The following is a 19,589-nucleotide window of genomic DNA, read 5'->3' as shown; positions in this document are numbered from 1 at the left end:
ATTTAAAATTCCCGTGACCGAAACAGACTCATGATACAGAGCAAGTAAATTTATTTATGGAGAAGAAAAAAAATATATGTAGTGATGCACTGCGCGTTCGCCTTTGGCGTCTCGTAGAGAGAAATACGGCGTCCGTTGACTTGCCCCTAAATTTATGTATGGGGATTAAAAATTATTGAATGCGTGAATTTTGAATTCGGAGCGAAGCGACGTGACACTCCCCAACCCTGGCAGCGTCTTGGCTACATTAACTGAACTGACTCAAGTTAATCGTACTCACGCCCTACTGCGTCGTGTTAAAGACTTATCTGTTAATGAATTTGTTTGCTTACTCGACTTCATAACTGCTGAATTCCAGCAATTTCTTAGAGCTATTGAACTGATCAATAATGAAGCTCTAGAAACTATGTTAGAGAAGGTGCTAGAAGCTATCACACTCAAAATTGGTCAAATCCTGCAAGCAGAACACACAGCTATTTTTTTAGTTGACTATGACAAAGGTCAACTGTGGTCAAAAGTTCCCCAAGATAATACCCAAAAATTCTTAGAAATTCGGACTCCCATTACAGTGGGTATCCCCGGTCATGTTGCCAGTACAGGTGAATATCTAAATATATCTGAAACTTATACTCATCCCTTATTTAGCCCAGAACTTGAAAAACAAATGGGCTACAAAATCCATAATATTTTATGTATGCCTGTTATCAGTAGCAAAAACCAGACTGTAGCGGTAGTGCAACTGGCTAATAAAACCGGGAATGTTCCGTTTAATTCTGATGATGAAGAACGTTTTCGAGACTTCGCCGCTTCTATTGGTATTATTCTGGAAAGCTGCCAATCTTTTTATGTAGCCGCTCGTAATCAAAGAGGCGCAACGGCTTTGTTGCGGGCAACTCAGACACTGGGGCAAAGTCTGGATTTAGAAGCAACTTTGCAGATAGTCATGGAGCAAGCTCGAATTTTAATGCAAGCAGACCGCAGCACACTGTTTTTATATCGTAAAGAGATGAGCGAACTCTGGACGAAAGTTGCTGCGGCGGCAGATGGCACAAACTTAATAGAAATCCGCATTCCTGCTAACCGTGGCATTGCTGGCTATGTGGCCTCCACTGGTGAAGCCTTAAATATTTCCGATGCTTATAAAGATCCCCGGTTTGACCCGACTACAGATAGAAAAACTGGGTATGTAACTCGTAATATTCTGTGTTTGCCAGTATTTAATTCGGCAAATGAATTAATTGGCGTTACACAATTAATTAATAAACAACAAAGCAGTTTTACCGCTTCTGATGAAGAGTTTATGCGGGCTTTTAATATTCAGGCAGGAGTTGCTTTAGAAAATGCTCGCTTATTTGAAAATGTGCTGTTAGAAAAACAGTATCAAAAAGATATTTTACAAAGTTTATCAGATGCAGTGATTTCTACAGATATGGCAGGACGCATTGTTACAATTAATGATGCGGCGCTAGAGTTGCTTGGCTGTCCTATAAAAGATGCTAATAGTAAGAACAACAAGCTTTCGTGGGAACAAAATTTGATTGGCCACCTAGTTTGGGAAGTTGTGCCAATTGAAAATCTTCAAATGCGGCTAGAAGATAGTTTAAAAACTGGAGCTAAACATTATGTGCCAGAGCAAAGTTTGATAGTGGGAATTTTTCAAGTTAAAAGTGAGGAGTTAGAAGTTAAAAGTGAGACTCAAGAATCAAAATTCAGGACTCAGGACTCAATTTTAGCAGTCCGCGATCGCACTAACCCCGATGTGTTCATTCCCTGGAATCTACCCCTCACTTCCCAATCTGAGTTTCTTACTGCTGATGAGGTGCAAAAGTTAGAACGCAGCACAAATCTAACTGTTAATCCCCTAACTAATCCCGAAGGCGGTGTCCGGGGTGGTTTGGTGGTGTTGGAAGACATCAGCCAGGAAAAACGGATGAAAACTACCATGTCCCGCTACCTAACGCCCCATGTAGCCGAGCAAATTATGGCTTTGGGGGAAGATGCTTTAATGGTGGGTGAGCGCAAGGAAGTAACCATCTTGTTTTCTGATATCCGGGGCTACACAACACTTACAGAAAATCTTGGTGCAGCTGAAGTGGTATTGCTGCTCAATCAGTATTTTGAAACGATGGTGGAGGCGGTTTTTAACTACGAAGGCACTCTCGATAAATTTATTGGTGATGCCTTAATGGCGGTATTTGGTGCGCCGCTACCACTTACAGAAAATCATGCTTGGAGGGCTGTACAGTCAGCATTAGATATGCGACAACGGTTAGAGGAATTTAATCGGCGGCGAATTATCCAGGCGCAGCCACAAATCCATATTGGCATTGGGATTAGTTCTGGGGATGTGGTTTCGGGTAATATTGGTTCCCGCAAACGGATGGATTACACCGTAATTGGAGATGGCGTAAATTTGAGTTCGCGTTTGGAAGCGGTAACTAAAGATTATGGTTGTGATATAATTCTAAGCGAATTTACTTACCAACTTTGCAGCGATCGCATTTGGGTGCGCCAGTTAGATAAAATTCGAGTCAAAGGGAAACACCAGGCAGTTAATATCTACGAGTTAATTGGCGATCGCAGTACCCCTTTAGATGCCAACACTCAAGAGTTTTTGTTTCACTATCATACTGGACGCTCGGCTTATTTATCGCGCAACTTCTCACAAGCGATCGCCTGTTTTGAAGCCGCCAAATGTATCCAACCCCAAGACCAAGCTGTTGATATCCACCTAGAACGTGCGCGTAATTACCAACAAGCGCCGCCCCCAGAATCCTGGGATGGTGTTTGGACAATGCTTACTAAGTAGTCATTTGTCATTTGTCATTTGTCATTGGGTATGGTTCTCCTTGTCCCCTTCAACCTTCAACCTCCCCCTGGTCATTCTGAAACGGATCTTCGCCAATTCTTAGCTCTTTTTTTGAACGTTTCAACTGTTTCCATAGATCCTTTATTTGTTCGTAAGCTTCACCTGGAGGAAGTTTTCCACCTGTTTCTAAGTTGCAAATGTAGCTTACTCGTTGGGCAAATTCTTGTAGATTTGCATTAAAAACCAAGTTTTCTGGCTTTACCTGACCGTAGTAGCGGCCGCGAGGGTAAAGAAAATCATCCTTGTTCACTATTTTGTTCTCCAATTTATTCAACTCCCCTTGTGTTTGAATCTCTAAAGCTGAATCATTAGCTCCCCTGATCTTTATTTACCAATTTACCGTGGTCAGACTGCGGGAACTCGAACCATCGAACTCCTTTTCCAATTAATGATGGGGAAATTGGTTAATTTAGATTTTGAGACTAGAAAATAAAGCTTGAAATACTTCTTTTACTGTAAAAGTTACAAAAAAAGTTTCTGCTAAAGTGACTAAAGAGAATATTTGACTTACCTCCCAGTTGTCAATTTATCTCATCTTAATTTATGAATTTATGACTGTAATTATCTTCAGTTGAAACCCTGAGTTACAGTTTACTAAAAAATACCCGTGTTATCTACTCGTTATCATTTTTGCAAAAATAATTACAAATTTTTGCGGGTGAAAGTACTTAGGAAAACATACTACACGTTAAAGCCAATTGTCGTCTGTTAAAAGTTAGAGATTCAGTTGTGGATCTTTAGCAACTTTCTGCTGGACTGTGACCAAAAAAAGGCAAAGGGGAAGGAGAGCAGAGCGGGAAGATTTTCCTCCGTGCCCGTCTGCTCTCTTCCCGCGTTACGGGTTCCTGCCATAGACCTCTGCCCAATTAACCGTGTCCTCGCACCCTCCTAAATAATCATCAATGGCTAATAGTTAATAACTAAAGATAAAATGGTGAAGCCTCAAAGGACAATTTTTGTCCATCGCCTAGAACTTTACCTGCCACCATGTCTGTTAATTCCAAGTTATACGAAGGCAAAGCCAAAATTCTCTATACAACAGACGATCCGGAAGTCTTGTTGGCCGATTTTAAGGACGACGCCACGGCGTTTAACGCCCAAAAACGTGGCAGTATCCAAGAGAAGGGAAAAATTAATTGTAGCATTTCCAGCCAGCTTTTTAAACAGTTGGAGGCAAATGGTATAAAGACTCACTTTATCGACAGCCCTACCCCGAATCAGATGCGGGTGAAGGCAGTAAAGATTTTACCTTTAGAAGTAGTTATCAGAAATATTGCTGCTGGCAGTTTGTCTCAGCAAACAGGCTTACCAGTGGGTACAATTCTAAAACAGCCAATGGTAGAGTTTTATTACAAAAACGATCAGTTAGGAGATCCTTTGCTAACACGCGATCGCCTGTACCTGCTAGAACTAGCTACTGCGGAACAACTAGACGCAATTACACATCTAGCATTGCAAATCAATGAATTTCTCAATAACTTTTGGCAACGATGCGGCATTACCCTAGTAGACTTCAAACTAGAGTTTGGTTTGGATTCACAGCAGCAGTTGCTCTTGGCAGACGAAATTAGCCCCGACACCTGCCGTTTATGGGATACCGCAGAACAGGACTCAAACCGCCGGGTAATGGACAAAGACCGCTTTCGCCGCGACTTAGGAAATGTAGAGGATGCCTACCAGGAGGTTTTACAAAGAGTGCTAAAAGCAGTAGAGAGTAATAATTAAGTGGATAAAAATCAATTAAACTCGTGTGGATTGTCCAAAGTCCAATTGTCAGTTGTCCTTTGTTATTCACCAACGGCTAATGACTAATGACCAATGACTAATGACTAATGACTATTTGTGATGGTGTGTGTGTGGTCGTGAAGAGGAATTATAAGTAAAATGCGTTTATCTCCCATGTTGCTGGCAGCAGTAGCAATTGCAGCCCCTTTGGGCGGTTCATTGAGTGCAAATGCAGAAACCGCCAACAGTTCAAAACAGACAACAGAAGTTTTGACACTAGAAACAAATCAGCAGCCAGAAAAGGATACTGGTCAGGTTGATAGTAAAAGTTTAGAATCTCGACCTAATCCCACAAGGGTTATGGAGGCAGAGAAATCCCGCATTATCGCAGTTTACCCTGCCAATCCAGGAGCGATGCCTGCGGCGGGCTACGCCTACGCTACCCCAAAGGTAATAGTGCCAACCTCCACAACGCCAAAAACTGCACAAACTCCTCAAATAGATCCTAACCCTACTCAACAGCCATCTCCCGCTCCAGACATTCCACCGCCAGAAATTCAACAACCAACGCCTTCCCCAACTCCTGAGACTACTCCAGTCCCAGAAAATGTTAACCCACCGACAACAGAACCTTTATTACCTACAACTCCAGAACCATCTGTCACTCCCGATCTTCCATTCCCAGGTAGTCAACAAAGAACACCTGCCCCAAGCCCAGGTGCGACTCCCAGTCCGCAGAATGTTAACCCGCCGACAACTCCGGAAAATACTCAACCCAACGCAGCCCCAGAAGCCAATGACCCTCGCGTACTGGTGTCGGAAGTAGTAATTAGATCACAGGCTGGCCAACTATCACCAGAACTGGAAAACCAAGTTTACAGAGTAATTCGTACCCAACCAGGACAAACAACAACCCGCAGCCAACTCCAAGAAGATATTAATGCCATCTTTGGTACTGGCTTCTTCTCCAACGTGCAAGCAGCGCCAGAAGATACTCCCTTGGGAGTGCGGGTGAGCTTTGTTGTACAGCCTAACCCCATTTTAAGCAAGGTAGAAGTGCAAGCCAATCCTGGTACTGGTGTTGCTTCTGTACTCCCAGCTAATACTGTGGATGAAGTATTTCGGGAGCAGTATGGCAAAATCCTCAACTTGCGTGACTTGCAGGAAGGCATCAAGCAGTTAAACAAGCGGTATCAAGACCAAGGTTACGTGCTAGCCAACGTGATTGGAGCGCCACAAGTCTCTGAAAACGGAGTTGTTACCTTGCAAGTAGCAGAAGGTGTAGTAGAGAATATTAGAGTCCGGTTCCGCAATAAAGATGGTCAGGAGACAGACGAGAAAGGACAACCAATTCGGGGACGGACACAGGATTACATCATTACACGAGAATTGGAGTTGAAGCCAGGACAAGTATTCAATCGCAACACAGTGCAAAAAGACCTACAGCGCGTGTATGGACTGGGACTGTTTGAAGATGTGAATGTCTCCCTTGACCCTGGTACTGACCCCAGCAAGGTGGATGTAGTAGTGAATGTAGCTGAACGCAGCAGTGGTTCTATTGCGGCTGGTGCAGGGATTAGTTCTGCTAGCGGACTTTTTGGAACAGTTAGCTATCAACAGCAAAACCTGAACGGTAGGAACCAAAAACTGGGAGCAGAAGTACAAGTGGGAGAACGGGAACTGCTGTTTGACGTGCGGTTTACAGACCCCTGGATTGCCGGAGATCCTTACCGGACTTCTTACACAACCAATCTTTTCCGTCGCAGTTCGATTTCGTTGATATTTGATGGACAAGATGAAGATATTAGGACATTTGACGTAAATGATCCCACTAATACAGATTCTCAGGATCGCCCCCGCATTCTCCGGCTAGGTGGCGGTATCACCTTTACCCGTCCTCTTTCCGCCAATCCTTACAAAAGTTCCGTCTGGACTGCCTCAGCAGGTTTACAGTATCAACGAGTTTCTGCCCGTGATGCTGATGGCAATCTCAGAAAACAAGGGGCAGTAATCGACGATAATAATCTACCTGACCCAAACAGAACAATTGACCTGACTGAATCAAACACAGGTCAAGACGATTTGTTGTTGTTCCAAGTGGGTCTACAGCGCGATCTCCGTAATAACCCATTGCAACCCACTAGCGGTTCTTATCTCCGCTTCGGGGTCGATCAGTCGGTTCCCATCGGGCTAGGCAACATCTTACTCACCAGATTGCGGGGAAGCTACAGCCAATATTTACCCATCAAGCTGATTAGCCTCTCCAAAGGCGCACAAACCTTAGCATTTAACCTGCAAGCAGGAACTATCCTTGGTGACTTGCCTCCCTACGAAGCCTTTACCATTGGTGGCAGCAACTCCGTTCGGGGTTATGAAGAAGGAGCATTAGCTAGTGGACGCTCTTATGTGCAAGCATCAGTAGAGTATCGGTTTCCAGTTTTTTCAGTAGTCAGCGGCGCACTATTTTTTGATCTCGGCAGTGATCTGGGAACTAGTACTAGAGCGGCTGAAGTTTTGAACAAAAATGGTAGTGGCTACGGTTATGGTCTCGGCGTTCGCGTCCAGTCTCCACTGGGGCCAATTCGGATTGACTACGGTATCAACGATGATGGTGATAGCCGAATTAATTTCGGTATTGGCGAAAGGTTTTAACTTGTCATTAGTCATTAGTCATTAGTCATTGGTCATTGGTAAATAACAAGGGACAAAGGACTAATGACAACTCTCTTTTCCTAATTAGCTTGCTAATTTTGACATTTACCTCAATACTGTTCCGATAAAGGGATTAATGACATTTTCAGGGGAATATCAGGGATTTTACCAAAACAGACGATGAACAATACTAAAGGAAATATACTGACTTTTCGGCTATGCAACAGCACACTCTAGCTGGGGAAATCACCCAAATAGGGGTGGGATTGCATAGCGGTGTGAGTACCCAGGTGCGGATACTACCAGCAGAGGCGGGAAGTGGACGCTACTTTGTGCGGGTAGATTTACCGGATTTGCCGATCATTCCAGCCCAAGTTGCGGCAGTTAGTCACACTGTTCTCTCAACTCAGTTGGGCAAAGGTGAGGTATATGTCCGCACGGTAGAACATTTGTTGGCTGCGCTTTCGGGTATGGGTGTGGATAATGCCCGGATTGAAATTGATGGCCCAGAAGTTCCACTTTTAGATGGTTCAGCAAGTCTATGGACAGCCAACATTGCCCAAGTTGGCTTAGTATCACAACCCGTTAACAACCAAGTTCCCAAGGCTATTACAGAACCAATATGGGTCTATCAAGGCGATGCCTTTGTATGTGCCCTCCCAGCACCAGAAACCCGCTTTAGTTACGGTATTGATTTTGACCTGCCCGTCATTGGTAATCAATGGCACAGTTGGTCACTAACCACTGAACTAGAAAAAGCTTCTGCTAGCTTTGCTGCACAAATTGCTCCCGCCCGGACTTTTGGGTTACTGCATCAAATTGAACACTTACAAAAAACAGGGTTAATTAAAGGTGGCAGTTTGGATAATGCACTCGTTTGTGGGCCAGAAGGCTGGCTAAATCCACCATTAAGATTTGCAAATGAGCCAGTTCGTCATAAAATCTTGGATTTAGTAGGAGATTTAAGTTTACTAGGAACTTTTCCTATTGCTCATTTCTTAGCGTATAAAGCCAGCCACAATTTACACATTCAACTGGCTGAGAGAATTTTAGATTTTGGACTTCGGCTTCCCTCAGTCGAACAATTTTAGATTTTAGATTTGATCTAAAGTTTACAATCCAGGATAATTTAAAGCTTTCGATATACGCCTGCCTACTCAACTTTCAGATAAAAAATTAACCACACGGCCAATGTCAATCCTCACTGAAGTGAATACCATCGATACGACTACACCTACATCTACTGAATCAGAAGCTATAAATGAGACTACAATCATATCTGAGATTAAAACAAGCTTTACATCTGAAGAAATTCAGAAATTGCTACCCCACCGCTACCCATTTTTACTTGTAGACAAAATAATTGACTACGTTCCAGGTAAAAAAGCTGTTGGAGTTAAAAATGTCACTATCAACGAACCCCATTTTCCAGGACATTTCCCAGGACGTCCACTGATGCCAGGGGTGCTAATTGTCGAAGCAATGGCACAAGTTGGGGGCATTGTTCTCACTCAAATGTCTTCGGTAGAAGGCGGACTGTTCGTCTTCGCTGGTATTGATAAAGTCCGCTTTCGCCGCCAAGTTGTACCGGGGGATCAACTAGTAATGACGGTGGAACTGTTATGGGTAAAACAACGTCGTTTCGGTAAGATGCAAGGTCGTGCCGAAGTTGACGGTCAACTTGCTTGTGAAGGGGAATTAATGTTTTCTCTAGTTAACTAAAAGTTTGCTTTCGTGGTATTGGCATAGCCGTGAAATGCCCTTACTGAATCCTGAAAAAGGATCGCAGTTAAAAAAATCCACCACAGCATCTGAATAATTTATTGATTTTCGACGCCCTCTTTACGAGACGCACTCACGAACACACTTAACTTGCTTTGCCCGACACTTTCGTTCACTGAAATACTTAACGCTCAACAATGCCAGTCGCCTCAATGGGACGGCAGTCAGTATAACTCTCTTAACCAGGGTAACGCACTGCTTTAAAAACCCCACCCGGCGCTGGCTTATCAAGACAGTTCTGGAGATTCACCCTTGAAAACGCTAATTCATCCAACTGCTGTAATTCATCCGAAATCGGAACTCCACCATACAGTGCAAGTCGGTGCCTATGCTGTGATTGGAGAGCATGTCAAAGTGGGCCCTGAAACAATAATCGGCGCTCATGCTGTGCTAGAGGGGCCTTGTGAAATTGGGGCGCAAAATCAGATTTTTACAGGTGCAGCCATCGGTATGGAACCCCAGGATCTCAAGTTCGTGGGAGAACCAACCTGGGTCAAAATTGGTGATAACAACTTAATTCGTGAGTACGTTACCATTAACCGCGCTACTGGTGCTGGTGAAGCAACGGTGATTGGCGATGGTAATCTACTGATGGCTTATGTCCATGTGGCTCATAACTGCCTGATTGAAGACCAGGTAGTGATTGCTAACTCTGTGGCGTTGGCAGGTCATGTCCATATAGAGTCACGCGCTAGGCTGAGTGGGGTTTTAGGTGTCCATCAATTTGTACATATTGGTAGACAAGCAATGGTGGGAGGCATGGCTCGGATTGACCGGGATGTGGCCCCATATATGCTAGTGGAGGGAAATCCGGCGCGGGTACGAACCCTCAACCTTGTCGGACTTAAACGGTCTGGTATGGACTCAACAGATTTGCAAATGCTCAAAAAAGCCTTCCGCATTCTCTACCGCTCTGATTTGCCCTTTAAGGATGCTTTAGAACAGTTGGAATTGTTAGGGGATAGCGAACAGTTGCAGCATCTGCGACGTTTTCTGCTACTTTCTCAGATGCCAGGAAGGCGTGGTTTGATTCCCGGTAGGGGGAAAAAAGGCGTGAGTGATGAATCGTGAATTATAAGTTAGGAGTTAGGAGTTATGAGTTGATGACTCAAATTTTTAACTCCTCACTCCTAACGTACAGACGCGATTAATCGCGTCTCTCCTAACTCCTAACTCCTAACTTTAATTATCAAATGCGGATATTTATCAGCACTGGCGAAGTATCTGGCGATTTACAAGGGTCGCTGCTAATTACAGCGCTGAAGCGTCAAGCTGTGGCGATTGGGTTGGAATTAGAGATTGTAGCACTGGGTGGCGAAAAAATGGTGGAGGCTGGGGCAATTCTGTTGGGAAATACTAGTAGTATTGGCTCAATGGGTATTCTAGAAGGGTTGCCTTATCTTTTACCGACCCTCCAGGTGCAACGTCAGGCGATCGCTTTCTTAAAGCAAAATCCACCGGATTTAGTGGTGCTGATCGATTATATGACTCCTAATCTGGAAATTGGGACTTATATGAAACAGCAGTTACCAGATGTGCCTGTAGTGTATTACATTGCTCCCCAAGAGTGGGCTTGGTCATTAAGTTTGCGTAGAACCAAGCGGATTGTTAATTTTACAGATAAGCTGTTGGCAATCTTCCCACAAGAAGCCCGTTACTTTCGGGAGAAAGGGGCAAAAGTTACTTGGGTAGGGCATCCTTTGGTTGACCGAATGCAAGACGCTCCCAGTCGCCAAGCAGCTCGTGCAACACTGGGAATTGCACCAGAACAAATTGCGATCGCACTTCTCCCCGCTTCTCGCCGCCAAGAACTAAAATATCTTTTACCAGTAATTTTTCAAGCCGCCCAAACTATTCAAGCGAAATTACCTGAAGTTCATTTCTGGATACCCCTATCGCTGGAAGTCTATAGACAGCCAATTGAGCAGGCTATTGAGCGTTACGGTTTACGGGCGACAATTATATCAGGTCAACAAATAGAAGTTTTTGCTGCTGCTGATTTAGCCATTAGTAAATCTGGTACTGTCAACCTGGAACTTGCTCTGTTAAATGTGCCGCAAGTTGTAGTTTACCGTTTAAGTTCCCTGACTGCTTGGATCGCTCGTAACATCCTTAAAGGTTCTATAACCTTTGCATCACCAGCTAATTTAGTAGTGATGAAGCCGATTGTGCCAGAATTTTTACAAGAGCAAGCCACACCAGAGAATATTATCCAAGCAGCGATGGAACTGCTACTCAATCCCAGTCGCAGAGAGCAAACTTTGGCAGATTATGAAGAAATGCGGCAAAGTTTAGGAGAAATTGGAGTGTGCGAACGCGTTGCTCAAGAAATTTTGCAAATGCGACCAAATAATTCGTAATTCGTAATTCGTAATTCGTAATTTAAGGTAGAAAATTAATTGATTTATGAGTAAAATTAAGTGCGAACCATCTCTTTTGCCAGAAGCCGCATTTATCCATAGGGTAATTACGAATTACGAATTATAAATTACGAATTATGTTGGGGTGTCATGGCTTATGAGATGAAAAAACAAAGAGCGATCGCAGTTGACTTATTCGCCGGTGCGGGGGGTATGACTCTTGGCTTTGAACAAGCTGGCTTTGATGTGCTGGCGTCTGTGGAAATTGACCCGATCCACTGTGCAACACATGAGTTTAACTTCCCTTTTTGCTCAGTGTTATGTAAAAGTGTTGTGGATACAAGCGGGGAAGAAATTAGGAATCGGTCTGAGATTGGCGATCGCGAAATTGATGTGGTAATTTGTGGCTCACCATGTCAAGGATTTTCCCTAATTGGTAAACGGGCTGTTGATGATCCCCGAAACTCTTTGGTGTTTCACTTTCATCGGCTGGTTTTTGAGCTAAAACCGAAATTCTTTGTGATGGAAAATGTTCGGGGGATCACAGTTGGCGAACATAAAGAAATCCTCCAAGCCTTAATTAGCGAGTTTAAAATTTACGGCTATAAAGTAGAAGAAAATTATCAAATTCTTAATGCTGCAAATTACGGAGTACCACAGTCCCGTGAGAGATTATTTCTCATAGGCGCAAGGGAAGATGTAGAGTTACCAAAATATCCTCAGCCGATTACTAAACAGGCGTTACCAAATAATTTAACTTCTAAAAAAACATCTAATATTCCATTGAGTCCTACAGTATGGGATGCAATTGGAGATTTACCTGAAATAGAAAAATATCCTGAGTTACTAATAAGAAATTGGGTGATAGCAGAATACGGAAAGCCTAGTAACTATGCTCTTGTACTTCGGGGAATAAAATGCCTAGACGATGATTATTCTTACAAACGAGAATATGATTTGCGAATACTTTCTTCAAGTTTAAGAACAAAACATTCTGCGGAAACTATTAAACGTTTTCAGGAGACTCAACAAGGCGAGAGAGAAAAAATTAGTCGTTTTTATAAGCTGCATCCTGCTGGCGTCTGTAATACTTTAAGAGCCGGAACAGACAAGTATAGGGGTTCTTTCACATCTCCTAGACCAATTCACCCAATTACGCCGCGCTGTATCACAGTCAGGGAAGCGGCGAGATTGCATTCTTATCCAGATTGGTTTAGATTTCATGTAACTAAATGGCACGGATTTCGGCAAGTTGGTAACTCTGTACCACCCTTACTAGCAAAGGCTGTGGCGGCGGAAATTATTCGCAATTTGAATATTTCGCCTTTTAAGCCGAGTTTCCGATATAAGTTGGGAGAGGAAAAGCTATTACAATTTAATATGTCGCAAGCGGCACAATATTATCAGCGAGACTGGCAAATGTAACATCTGCAAGATTTTACTATCTCAACCCATCGTTGAACCTTTCAAATAGTTAGACAGCCTCTCCACTAGTACCCAGTTTTTTCTTGAGTATCTCTTCCATTTCCCTCAAATCCTCGTTAGTCTGAGGAAATGGATATGTCGGACTATTAGGATTTCCCCGTTTGATTAATGCCTCAATCGCTTCATCATCTTCACGATGAGCTAAAATATATTCTCTAAGTTCTTGACGGGACATTTTGCTAAAGTCGGGCTTCGTCATCGTTAAACCCCCATTGACCATCGGAAAAAATTAGAATCTCTAGGCTCTCAGTCACACCAGCAAGGATAAAGACGGTCTTGGTGTTTTGGTTGCTAAATACATGGATAGGCTGCTATCCATTTGAGAGCATTTGGCACACTCTGACGCAGGCAAGAGCCTGTTGTGCGGAAGGTGGGATACAATTGTATCTACATGATAGCGAGTAAAACCATACCGTAAAAGGGATGCTGATTTAACTTTAACAGCAGAAGTCCCACGTCTCACTTTTAGGAGCGTGGGGATGCCAGTCGCCTGCGACGGGAAACCCGTCTACAGCGCACCGCGAGTGAATGCGAGTGAGTTGACGACAGTCCTCTGACCAATGCGATTCTTGGGAGGAAGACATGGAGGAAACGAACTTTCCTCTAGCCTGTAGGTGTTTCTTGCGCTTCAATATATTTTCTTAAAGTAGATACAGTCACACCGCCGCAACTAGCAACAAAATAAGTGGCTGCAAAGTAAGTTTGTGTAGAGATTTGAACGCAAGTATAATTATAAAGAATCGTGGGACGCACGATCTTAAAGCTCAAATTATGTCCTCAACGAGGAGTCTTTGAGAAGCCTACACTTACCTGTACGGCTGTAGTGTAGGTACGTCACAGCGATCCAACTATTTAACATGAAACTGGGCAATGCCCACCATACAATTTGGCTTAGTTTGATAGTTTGCGGCTTGATTTTGGCATTTTTTATGGCGGACTGTACTAAGTCCAAGCACGGAAGAATGTACTATCTTCCCAGATATTAGCAGCGGCCAGTGCGATCGCTGTTAATTCTTCCTTTTTAAGAGGCACAAAAGCCCGCGCTATCTTGACATTATTCTCTAATTGTGTAATTGCCGCAGAGACAATTACACAACAATGAACTCCAGGCTGAGACATTGTGTAACCTAAAGCTTGCTCCATACCTGTCAACCCACCTGATTTAAACAGCCGACCATAAGCCGGGACTTTCATCGCAATCACACCGACATTTTTTTCTTGAGCAACTGGTAGAACCACTGGAATAAATGGACGTGGGTGGTGTTTGTCGGCGGCATTCACAGGAATCAGTGTAGTGTGGAAAGGATAGCGACGCAAGCCTTCGGCAATCACTTGAGGGTCGTGATGTCCGGTAATACCTGCGAAGCGCACTAATTTTTGTTGTATGGCTTCTTCTAAAGCTTTAATTGCGCCTGATGGACTAAAGATAGTGTCGAGTTCTTCAGAAAAAGAAACGTGATGCAACTGCCACAAATCGAGATAATCTGTATTGAGACGTTTAAGCGATCGCTCCAATTCTCGCCATGCACCATCCCGATCTCTTTGATCAGTCTTGCTTGCTAGAAACACCTTTGAGCGATGGGGTGGTAGCACTTTACCTAAATAATCTTCACTCGGCCCATAACTAGCTGCTGTATCAAAGTAGCGAATGCCAAGTTCCAGCGCTCTTTGAATTATTGCTGTAGCATCACCCTCTTTTCCTTCCCAGGATAGTGGCGTTTGTCCTGCTCCTCCTAACCCGAAGATAGGGAGTTTTACTTCCGTGCGTCCTAACACCCGTTCTGGCATAGTTGCTGGCGGTGTTGCGGTGTTGGTAGTTTTTTGCCCAAAAGCATTAGTTGCCACAATACCTCCAGTTACAGCAATGCTGGTTATTAGGAAATTACGCCGCGTCTTTCCTTCTGTCATGATTGGCTTTGGGGGCGAAATTACTTTTATTATAAATTTTAACTAGGGGGAATTAATCTCAGAAAGCAAAATTACTGATAGTTCAGGAACACTTTTAAAGCGTTGATCATTGGTTAAAAAAGTAGAGCATTGAGTCAATAGTGCTGTTGCTGCATGGATAGCATCTGGTAATTTGATGTTAATACTGGCACGGAGTTGAGCAGCTTCAATTAAAACCTGAGGACTGACAGGAATCACTGTTAAATTCTGTGAATTGATAATCAGTTGTTTGTAAGTTGTCTGTTGAGCTAAGTCCTGATTTTGTCAAGGTTTTATCAATACTTCAGCAAGTGATAATTCACTAGTTACTACACTCAAGTTACCTTGATCAATACTTTGGAATAACTGAGTTAAATCTTGGACAAATGCTGGATGTCCTTCTAAAGCATAGATCCAGATATTGGTATCGAGGTATACCTTTGTGCCTTGAATAGCATCTAGAATTCCCATGCATCTCGTTCTTGGCGAATAAACTTATCCACTTCTTCCGGTGTGGCAAAACTGCCTTTAGCAGAGCCGATAAAGCTAATTAGAGGCTTTTCAGAATGCTTTGGGGGTGACTCCAGAAGTACTATCACCTCGACAGTTGCACCTGGTGGAAGTTCTGGAGAACAGATTTCTATTACACCACCAGGTTTGACGATCGCGTTTTGTCTGAGTCCATTAAGAAGCATGATAATTTATCCTCATTAGTATCGGAATATTGCATTTCATCAGGATAGGTGAAAACAAGAGTGATGTCTACGGCGGCAAGCTACGCATTCCTTTTTCTAGTTTAGCTTTGAGGCGCTATTGCTTGACTTATTACCAATGTAATTTTTCTCAGCATAGTTAAAATTTCTGTGATATTCTTTGATTTTTTGTTGAGCTACTACATAATTTTGGCTAAAACATGGAACGGTTTTCATAAGTGCGATCGCAGCTGATCACTGACTCACAACTCTATTTTACTCATCTGGACATTTTGTTGATTGAGTAAGATAAAAGAAGTCAGCATTCTTTCTTGCCGGAAAGTAGCCAAAATATAAAAAGAGAATAACTCTACCTTTGGCTGTTGATAAATGGCTAGAAGTTGCAATATCTTATTATGGTGTACAACTATTAAATTTGTTTTTGCCAATAGTAATTGATTCAACTCAATTAAGAGGCTTCCATAACGACCCATTTGACCAACTGATTGTTGCTACAGCCAGATTTTATGATTATCCTTTGTTAACTGCGGATGGAAAAATTCTGGTTCTATGCTGATGTGCAAATTCTTAAGTTGTGTTAGCGCTTGAGTATTAATTCACCCCAACTTATCTCGTCTGCTTTGCGATAATTCCGCTTTATTTGCTTTGTAATTCTCTTATGACCTTTAAAGATCCTGTTGCCTCACCCGTGAATGGATTGGTTTTATCCGAAGAAGCCTTTTTCTTTGAGCGATCGCTCGATCTGCTGTCGGTCATTGGTCTGGATGGCTACTTTAAGCGGATCAACCCTGTATTTACCCAAACCCTTGGCTACTCAGAAGCAGAATTATTAGCCAGTCCTTTTTTAGACTTCGTGCATCCAGACGACCACTTTGCCACGTTAGCAGAAATGGAAAAGGTGAAAACCGGGATACCGACGCTCAATTTCGAGAATCGTTACCGGACGAAAGATGGCTGCTACCGATGGCTGGGATGGACAGCATCACCGCAGATTGTCCGGGGAGTGATATACTGCGTTGCCCGTGACATGACCCAGCAGAAAGAGGCCGAAGCCGCCCTACAACAGCCCTGCGGGAGAATGAAGACCGTTTGCGGATGGCGATCGCCTCTGCCCAATTAGGAACCTGGGATTGGAATCTGGTTACAGGAGAATTGAAATGGGATACTGGCTGCAAAGCCATGTTTGGGCTACCGCCCGATGCCGAGAGTAGTATAGAAGCGTTTTTTGAAGGCTTACATCCCCATGATTGCGATCGTCTTCAGGAAATTATTCAAGAGGCGTTTAACCCAGCGTCGGGTGGTTCTTGTGACACTGAGTATCGGACGCTCGGCATTCAGGATAAGGTTGAACGCTGGCTGAGGGCGAAAGGGCAAGCCTACTTTGATACAACTGGAAAACCGCTCCGCTTCATTGGTACGGTGTTGAATATTACGGAGCAAAAACAAACCGAAGCGCAATTAATTCATGATGTTTTTCACGATTCACTAACTGGGCTGCCAAACCGTGCTTTATTTGTCGAAAGGTTGGAACGGGCGCTGGTGCTAACAAAGCGTCATTCAGACTACAGATTTGCTGTCCTGTTCCTAGATGTGGATCGCTTTAAAGTTATCAACGATAGTCTTGGTCACATGATTGGGGATCAATTGCTAATGGCCCTGGCACGCAGATTAGAAAGGTGTCTCCGTGCAGGAGATACAGTTGCCCGCTTAGGAGGAGATGAGTTCACAATCCTATTAGATGATATCAAAGAATTAAATGATGTAATAAATGTAGTTAACAGAATCAATGTAGCTTTGACAAGAGCTTTCAATCTCAGTGGATACGAAGTAATTACTACTGTAAGTATTGGGATTGCTTTTAGCACAACTACTTATAATCTACCAGAAGAACTTATCCGTGACGCTGACATTGCAATGTACCGTGCGAAAGCATTAGGAAAAGCACGCTATGAAATATTTGATTTTAGTATGTACAGTCAAGCTGCCCAGTTATTACAGTTAGAAATTGATCTACGACGGGCAATTGAACGCCAGGAATTTCAGGTTTACTATCAGCCAATTGTCTCGTTAGAAACTTATCAGATTATTGGCTTCGAGGCTCTTGTGTGCTGGCAACATTCTGAACATGGATTTGTTTCTCCAGAAAAGTTTATTCCCTTAGCAGAAGAAACTGGGCTGATTGTGCCGATTGGTTATTGGGTGTTACGCGAAGCTTGTCATCAGATGCGGGCTTGGCAATTGAAATTTCCTACTAAATAAGTCGGTGGAAAAAAACAAAACTATATTACGAAAAGTAAATACACCTGAAACCCTTACCAATGACAAAGGACAAATGACAAATGACAGCCTTCACCAGTTAGCTTTATTTGCGCCGACTTACTTAACCCAACCTTAACCATCAGCGTCAATATTTCTAGTAAACAGTTTTCCCACCCCAATTTGATTGAGGAAATTCGCCAAATTCTGCTAGATTCTGGTCTAGAAAGCAGCAGTTTAAAGTTGGAGATTACTGAAACCGTACTGATGGAAAACTCTGACTCAGCTACTACTATGCTTTTGGAATTACAACAGATGGATATTCAGTTACATCTAGATGATTTTGGCACAGGTTATTCATCCTTGAGTTACCTGCACCATTTTCCCTTTAGTGCATTGAAGATTGATCGTTCATTTGTTATCAACATTGGTGCTAATGGAGAAAACTTGGAAATTGTTCAAGCGATTATTTCCCTAGCACAAAGTCTTAACATAGATGTAATAGCGGAGGGTATAGAAACAATAGAACAATTAACACAGCTTCAAATTAAAAAATGCAAGCACGCACAAGAATATATTTTCTCTCGGCCACTTGATAGCAACTCGGTAGATACATTAATCGCATCTAGCTTGTACTTTAAGCTAAATTAAGACCTGTTAGATTTGTCACTACGCAAACGACGGGCTACGCCTACGCGCTCACAAATTTTCTATAAACTCTTCTGGTGGAACCTTTGCTTGCTTAAGAACACCACTGAGTGTGCCAACTTTTAACTCGCGGTGAAGTGGTACAACACAAACAATTTCTCCTTCTGAAGTCGGTTTTTTAAGTACAACATGACTACCAGTTTGTCTAGTTTGAATAAATCCTAAGCGCTCTAATGCACGAACTGCCTCATTGCCTGATATTCTTGGCAATCTAGGCATAGCTGACCTCTATGCTAGTTACAAACCTGGGACTAGTATCAGTGTCGAGCAAAGGACATTCTTCTAGGTATAGCTTTGTAGCTTCTTTAAGATTAGCAAGAGCTTCTTCAATTGTTTCACCTTGGTCAACTGTGCCGACTTCAGGACATTCAGCAACATACATATCTTCTTCCTTGTGAATAATGGCAGTTAATATTTTGGTCTTCATAGGGTTTAATTTTGATACAGATAGTTGAGCGATGCCTACGGCGGCAAGCTACGCACTGCTTTTTATAGTTTAGCTTTGAGGTGCGATCGCATTACTTGCCACCGACGGCATTTTTCTTTGCGTAGTTTAGATTTCTCTGATATTCTCTGATTTTTTGTTGAGCTACTACATAATTGGGGCTAGAAGATGGCACGGCTTTCATAAGTGCCATCGCAGCTTCCCACTGACTTACAACTGTTTTCCACTCATCTGGAGATTTTGCTAGTTGGGTTATTTTGGCAGCACTCATTGCTTGATTAACAGCCTCTCGGAATGTATTAGGTTGAGGTGTGAGTGTTATTGCAAATGGAGTTGGCAACGTAACTCTAGAAGCTATAGAAGTTGGTGCTTTTCCTTTCAATTCTGGAATTTTTGCTAATAAATATATTCCGATGGCAACCACGGTAATAAGCATAATTATCAGCAGTTTTTTCTTTAATATTTTAGGTGTTTGATAATTATCTTGAGATAGTGATACTGGTAAATGCTGCTTTTTACCTTTTTTGATTTGGGTTAGACCCTGGAGTTTAGACTAAAAGCGATATGAGAGAACGCAAATCAAATGGAATTAGAGATTAAAAATATTATCTTGTCAGCCTCAAAGCATCCGCGACCTTTAACAATTCTGTAGTATATCTGCTCCAGAT

The 19,589-nt window shown here is 42.9% G+C and carries 18 protein-coding genes and 3 pseudogenes; 11 read left to right on the top strand and 10 right to left on the bottom strand.

What is annotated here, in order from left to right; genetic code table 11:
* The first annotated feature begins 211 nt into the window (after positions 1-211).
* Positions 212-2,809, top strand: a complete 2,598-nt coding sequence (locus LC653_RS05495) for a GAF domain-containing protein (RefSeq protein WP_229493203.1) — start codon at positions 212-214, stop codon at positions 2,807-2,809.
* Positions 2,810-2,858: 49 nt separating this feature from the next.
* On the opposite strand, the gene LC653_RS05490 is transcribed toward LC653_RS05495, so the two are convergent.
* Entirely contained in the window at positions 2,859-3,134 is a 276-nt protein-coding gene (locus LC653_RS05490; protein ID WP_181374200.1) for a DUF7219 family protein, read from the bottom strand.
* A 722-nt stretch (positions 3,135-3,856) separates the two neighbouring features.
* Here LC653_RS05490 and purC point away from each other — a divergent pair.
* The 7 genes from purC to LC653_RS05455 all read left to right on the top strand — a co-directional run bounded on the left by purC (position 3,857) and on the right by LC653_RS05455 (position 12,813).
* A complete protein-coding gene (gene purC, locus LC653_RS05485; RefSeq protein WP_229493201.1) occupies positions 3,857-4,594 on the top strand; it encodes a phosphoribosylaminoimidazolesuccinocarboxamide synthase in 738 nt (245 codons plus the stop codon).
* 159 nt (positions 4,595-4,753) lie between these two features.
* The gene (locus tag LC653_RS05480; RefSeq protein WP_229493199.1) at positions 4,754-7,246 is read left to right on the top strand and encodes a BamA/TamA family outer membrane protein; all 2,493 of its coding nucleotides are present in this window, start codon (positions 4,754-4,756) and stop codon (positions 7,244-7,246) included.
* A 218-nt stretch (positions 7,247-7,464) separates the two neighbouring features.
* Positions 7,465-8,337: a UDP-3-O-acyl-N-acetylglucosamine deacetylase gene (gene lpxC, locus LC653_RS05475; protein WP_229493197.1), complete on the top strand. Its 873-nt coding sequence runs from the start codon at positions 7,465-7,467 to the stop codon at positions 8,335-8,337.
* A 100-nt stretch (positions 8,338-8,437) separates the two neighbouring features.
* Positions 8,438-8,968 (top strand): 3-hydroxyacyl-ACP dehydratase FabZ, encoded by a 531-nt coding sequence (gene fabZ / locus LC653_RS05470; protein WP_229493195.1) that lies wholly within the window; start codon positions 8,438-8,440, stop codon positions 8,966-8,968.
* 312 nt (positions 8,969-9,280) lie between these two features.
* The gene (gene lpxA, locus LC653_RS05465; RefSeq protein ID WP_229493193.1) at positions 9,281-10,099 is read left to right on the top strand and encodes an acyl-ACP--UDP-N-acetylglucosamine O-acyltransferase; all 819 of its coding nucleotides are present in this window, start codon (positions 9,281-9,283) and stop codon (positions 10,097-10,099) included.
* Between the two features lie 122 nt (positions 10,100-10,221).
* On the top strand, positions 10,222-11,388 hold the full coding sequence (gene lpxB, locus LC653_RS05460) for a lipid-A-disaccharide synthase (RefSeq protein ID WP_229493191.1): 1,167 nt from the start codon (positions 10,222-10,224) through the stop codon (positions 11,386-11,388).
* 162 nt (positions 11,389-11,550) lie between these two features.
* A complete protein-coding gene (locus LC653_RS05455; RefSeq protein ID WP_229493189.1) occupies positions 11,551-12,813 on the top strand; it encodes a DNA cytosine methyltransferase in 1,263 nt (420 codons plus the stop codon).
* A gap of 49 nt (positions 12,814-12,862) precedes the next feature.
* Here LC653_RS05455 and LC653_RS05450 read toward each other — a convergent pair whose 3' ends face one another.
* The 6 genes and pseudogenes from LC653_RS05450 to LC653_RS05425 all read right to left on the bottom strand — a co-directional run bounded on the left by LC653_RS05450 (position 12,863) and on the right by LC653_RS05425 (position 15,494).
* Complete coding sequence (locus LC653_RS05450; RefSeq protein WP_229493187.1) at positions 12,863-13,072, bottom strand: DUF6887 family protein; 210 nt, start codon at positions 13,070-13,072, stop codon at positions 12,863-12,865.
* Positions 13,053-13,178 (bottom strand): DUF6888 family protein, encoded by a 126-nt coding sequence (locus tag LC653_RS47220; protein WP_443689851.1) that lies wholly within the window; start codon positions 13,176-13,178, stop codon positions 13,053-13,055. Before LC653_RS47220 ends, LC653_RS05450 begins: the two co-directional genes overlap by 20 nt.
* A 298-nt stretch (positions 13,179-13,476) precedes the next feature.
* Positions 13,477-13,632, bottom strand: a pseudogene (locus tag LC653_RS05445) (transposase); the annotation flags it as partial.
* 183 nt (positions 13,633-13,815) lie between these two features.
* Complete coding sequence (locus LC653_RS05440; RefSeq protein WP_229493184.1) at positions 13,816-14,781, bottom strand: aldo/keto reductase; 966 nt, start codon at positions 14,779-14,781, stop codon at positions 13,816-13,818.
* 42 nt (positions 14,782-14,823) lie between these two features.
* A pseudogene (locus LC653_RS47215) lies at positions 14,824-15,270 on the bottom strand (type II toxin-antitoxin system VapC family toxin).
* Positions 15,258-15,494 (bottom strand): hypothetical protein, encoded by a 237-nt coding sequence (locus tag LC653_RS05425; protein ID WP_229493173.1) that lies wholly within the window; start codon positions 15,492-15,494, stop codon positions 15,258-15,260. Before LC653_RS05425 ends, LC653_RS47215 begins: the two are co-directional and overlap by 13 nt.
* Before the next feature lie 373 nt (positions 15,495-15,867).
* Here LC653_RS05425 and LC653_RS05420 point away from each other — a divergent pair, with 373 nt between their 5' ends.
* From LC653_RS05420 to LC653_RS47210, 3 genes and pseudogenes are all read left to right on the top strand, one after another.
* The gene (locus LC653_RS05420; protein ID WP_229493171.1) at positions 15,868-16,068 is read left to right on the top strand and encodes a PIN domain-containing protein; all 201 of its coding nucleotides are present in this window, start codon (positions 15,868-15,870) and stop codon (positions 16,066-16,068) included.
* Positions 16,069-16,170: 102 nt separating this feature from the next.
* Positions 16,171-16,632, top strand: a complete 462-nt coding sequence (locus tag LC653_RS05415; RefSeq protein ID WP_229493170.1) for a PAS domain-containing protein — start codon at positions 16,171-16,173, stop codon at positions 16,630-16,632.
* A pseudogene (locus LC653_RS47210) lies at positions 16,608-18,419 on the top strand (putative bifunctional diguanylate cyclase/phosphodiesterase). Before LC653_RS05415 ends, LC653_RS47210 begins: the two are co-directional and overlap by 25 nt.
* 48 nt (positions 18,420-18,467) lie before the next feature.
* Here the strand turns inward: LC653_RS47210 and LC653_RS05400 are convergent.
* The 3 genes from LC653_RS05400 to LC653_RS05390 form a co-directional block, all read right to left on the bottom strand.
* Positions 18,468-18,695 (bottom strand): type II toxin-antitoxin system HicA family toxin, encoded by a 228-nt coding sequence (locus LC653_RS05400; RefSeq protein ID WP_229493157.1) that lies wholly within the window; start codon positions 18,693-18,695, stop codon positions 18,468-18,470.
* Positions 18,688-18,903: a type II toxin-antitoxin system HicB family antitoxin gene (locus tag LC653_RS05395; protein ID WP_229493155.1), complete on the bottom strand. Its 216-nt coding sequence runs from the start codon at positions 18,901-18,903 to the stop codon at positions 18,688-18,690. The genes LC653_RS05400 and LC653_RS05395 overlap by 8 nt, the downstream gene beginning before the upstream one ends.
* Positions 18,904-18,994: 91 nt before the next feature.
* Positions 18,995-19,357 carry a hypothetical protein gene (locus LC653_RS05390; RefSeq protein WP_229493153.1) on the bottom strand — a complete coding sequence of 121 codons (363 nt, stop codon included), beginning with the start codon at positions 19,355-19,357 and terminating at the stop codon, positions 18,995-18,997.
* Positions 19,358-19,589: the final 232 nt, after the last annotated feature.

Source organism: Nostoc mirabile CHAB5784 (assembly GCF_020829645.1).
GTDB classification, from domain to species: Bacteria; Cyanobacteriota; Cyanobacteriia; order Cyanobacteriales; family Nostocaceae; genus Nostoc; species Nostoc mirabile.
The sequence above is the reverse complement of the archived record's forward strand: the minus strand, read 5'-3'. Positions and strand labels throughout refer to the sequence as shown.

Coding starts and splice junctions, on each gene's coding strand:
- lpxC (WP_229493197.1), top strand. CDS start 7,465: ATGCAACAGCACACTCTAGCTGGGGAAATCACCCAAATAGGGGTGGGA.
- LC653_RS05400 (WP_229493157.1), bottom strand. CDS start 18,695: ATGCCTAGATTGCCAAGAATATCAGGCAATGAGGCAGTTCGTGCATTA.
- fabZ (WP_229493195.1), top strand. CDS start 8,438: ATGTCAATCCTCACTGAAGTGAATACCATCGATACGACTACACCTACA.
- LC653_RS05390 (WP_229493153.1), bottom strand. CDS start 19,357: ATGCTTATTACCGTGGTTGCCATCGGAATATATTTATTAGCAAAAATT.
- purC (WP_229493201.1), top strand. CDS start 3,857: ATGTCTGTTAATTCCAAGTTATACGAAGGCAAAGCCAAAATTCTCTAT.
- LC653_RS05455 (WP_229493189.1), top strand. CDS start 11,551: ATGAAAAAACAAAGAGCGATCGCAGTTGACTTATTCGCCGGTGCGGGG.
- LC653_RS05425 (WP_229493173.1), bottom strand. CDS start 15,494: ATGCTTCTTAATGGACTCAGACAAAACGCGATCGTCAAACCTGGTGGT.
- LC653_RS05415 (WP_229493170.1), top strand. CDS start 16,171: ATGACCTTTAAAGATCCTGTTGCCTCACCCGTGAATGGATTGGTTTTA.
- LC653_RS05450 (WP_229493187.1), bottom strand. CDS start 13,072: ATGACGAAGCCCGACTTTAGCAAAATGTCCCGTCAAGAACTTAGAGAA.
- lpxB (WP_229493191.1), top strand. CDS start 10,222: ATGCGGATATTTATCAGCACTGGCGAAGTATCTGGCGATTTACAAGGG.
- LC653_RS05440 (WP_229493184.1), bottom strand. CDS start 14,781: ATGACAGAAGGAAAGACGCGGCGTAATTTCCTAATAACCAGCATTGCT.
- LC653_RS05395 (WP_229493155.1), bottom strand. CDS start 18,903: ATGAAGACCAAAATATTAACTGCCATTATTCACAAGGAAGAAGATATG.
- LC653_RS05480 (WP_229493199.1), top strand. CDS start 4,754: ATGCGTTTATCTCCCATGTTGCTGGCAGCAGTAGCAATTGCAGCCCCT.